General features: G+C 71.5%; 1 protein-coding gene. It reads left to right on the plus strand.

Annotation, left to right across the window (positions count from 1 at the left end; translation table 11 throughout):
• Window positions 1–2,370 (plus strand): type I polyketide synthase (locus ACWDBB_RS36120; protein ID WP_449793639.1); only part of this gene is annotated, 2,370 nt, incomplete at both ends.

Raw genomic sequence — 2,370 nt, forward strand, 5'->3', positions numbered from 1 at the left:
GCGCTGCGTGAGGGCGAGTGCACGATGGCGCTGGCCGGTGGTGTGACGGTGATGTCCACCCCGGGCGCGTTCATCGAGTTCAGCAAGCAGCGCGGTCTGGCCATGGACGGTCGCTGCAAGTCGTTCGCGGCGGCGGCGGACGGCACGGGCTGGTCCGAGGGCGTCGGGATGCTCCTGCTGGAGCGTCTCTCCGACGCCGAGCGCAACGGCCACCGCGTCCTCGCGGTGGTGCGCGGCAGCGCGATCAACCAGGACGGCGCGAGTAACGGCCTCACCGCCCCCAACGGTCCGTCCCAGCAGCGGGTGATCCGCCAGGCGCTGGCCGGTGCCCGACTGACCTCGGACCAGATCGACGTGGTTGAGGCGCACGGCACCGGCACGGTGCTCGGTGACCCGATCGAGGCCCAGGCCCTGTTGGCCACGTACGGTCAGGAGCGGAACGAAGAGCCGCTGTGGCTGGGGTCGTTGAAGTCCAACATCGGTCACACCCAGGCGGCGGCCGGTGTCGGCGGCATCATCAAGATGGTGATGGCGATGCGGCACGGCGTGCTGCCGCAGACCCTGCACGTCAACGAGCCGTCGCCGCACATCGACTGGGCCTCGGGCGCCGTCGAGCTGCTGACCAAGGCCCGGCCGTGGCCGGAGACCGGGCGTCCGCGTCGCGCGGCCGTCTCCTCCTTCGGCATCAGTGGCACCAACGCCCACACGATCATCGAGCAGGCCCCGGCGGAGAAGCGTCCGGCTCGTACCGGGAACGAGGAGGACGGTCAGGCGCCGCTGGTGCTCTCCGCGAAGAGTGAGGGTGCTCTGCGCGGTCAGGCGCAGCGACTGCTCGCCCTGGTCGAGGCCGAGCCCGAGCTGCGGGTCACCGACCTCGCCTACTCGCTGGCCACCACCCGCGCGACGATGGACCTCCGCGCCGGCGTCGTCGCGGACAGCCGCGACGGGCTCGCGTCCGCCCTGCGGGCGCTGGCCGAGGGCGGAACGGCTGCCGGGCTGGTGACGGGTGCCGCCTCGGGCGGGAAGCTGGCGTTCCTGTTCACGGGGCAGGGCAGCCAGCGTCCCGGGATGGGGCGTGAGCTGTACGAGGCGTTCCCGGTGTTCGCGGAGGCCTTCGACGCGGTGTGCTCGCGGGTGGAACTGCCGCTGAAGGAGGCGGTGTTCGGCGAGGACGCTGCGGTTCTCGCCCGTACCGAGTTCACGCAGGTCGCGCTGTTCGCCGTCGAGGTGGCGCTGTTCCGCCTCTTCGAGAGCTGGGGTGTCCGTCCGGACTTCCTGGTGGGCCACTCGATCGGCGAGCTGGCGGCCGCGCACGTCGCGGGCGTTCTCTCCCTCGATGACGCCGTCACCCTGGTGGCGGCCCGTGGCCGCCTGATGCAGGCGCTGCCGGAGGGCGGCGCGATGGTGGCGGTCAAGGCCACCGAGGCCGACGTCCTGCCCCTGCTCAGCGAGAACGTCAGCATCGCCGCGATCAACGGTCCGACGTCCGTGGTGATTTCCGGCGACGAGGCCGAAGTCTTGGCGATCGCCGGGCAGTTCGAGAAGACCAAGCGGCTGAGCGTTTCGCACGCCTTCCACTCGCCGCTGATGGACGGCATGCTGGACGACTTCCGCCGGGTGGCGGAGGGTCTGACCTACTCGGCGCCGCAGATCGCGGTGGTGTCCAACGTGACCGGTGAGCCGGCCACGGCTGAGGAGCTGTGCTCGCCCGAGTACTGGGTCCGGCACGTGCGCCAGGCGGTCCGCTTCGCCGACGGCATGCGGGCCCTGGAGGCCAAGGGCGTCACCACCTTCGTCGAGCTCGGCCCCGACGGCGTGCTCTCCGCCATGGGCCAGGAGTGCGTCGACAGCGGTGTCTTCGTACCGGCGCTGCGCGCCGAGCGGCCCGAGGCACAGGCCGCGCTGACGGCCCTCGTGACCGTGCACGTCCAGGGCGCCCAGGTCGACTGGCGAGGGTTCTTCGCGAAGGCCGGCGCCCACGTCACGGACCTGCCGACGTACGCCTTCGACCGCGAGTGGTTCTGGCTCCACGCCCCCGCTCTGACCGAGGATGTCCAGTCCGCCGGCCTCGGTGCGGCCGATCACCCGCTGTTGGGTGCGGCGGTGGCTCTCGCCGATGCGGAGGGCTTCTTGTTCACGGGTCGACTGTCGGTGGAGTCGCACCCGTGGCTGGCCGATCACGTGGTGCTGGGTTCGGTGATCCTGCCCGGGACCGCCTTTGTCGAGCTCGCGGTGCGGGCCGGCGACCAGGTGGGTTGCTCGCTGGTGGAGGAGTTGACGCTGGAGGCGCCGTTGGTGCTTCCGGGGTCGGGTGGTGTGCAGGTTCAGGTGACGGTGGGCGCGGTGGATGCGTCCGGGCGTCGTTCGGTG

It is taken from the genome of Kitasatospora sp. NPDC001095, assembly GCF_053598615.1.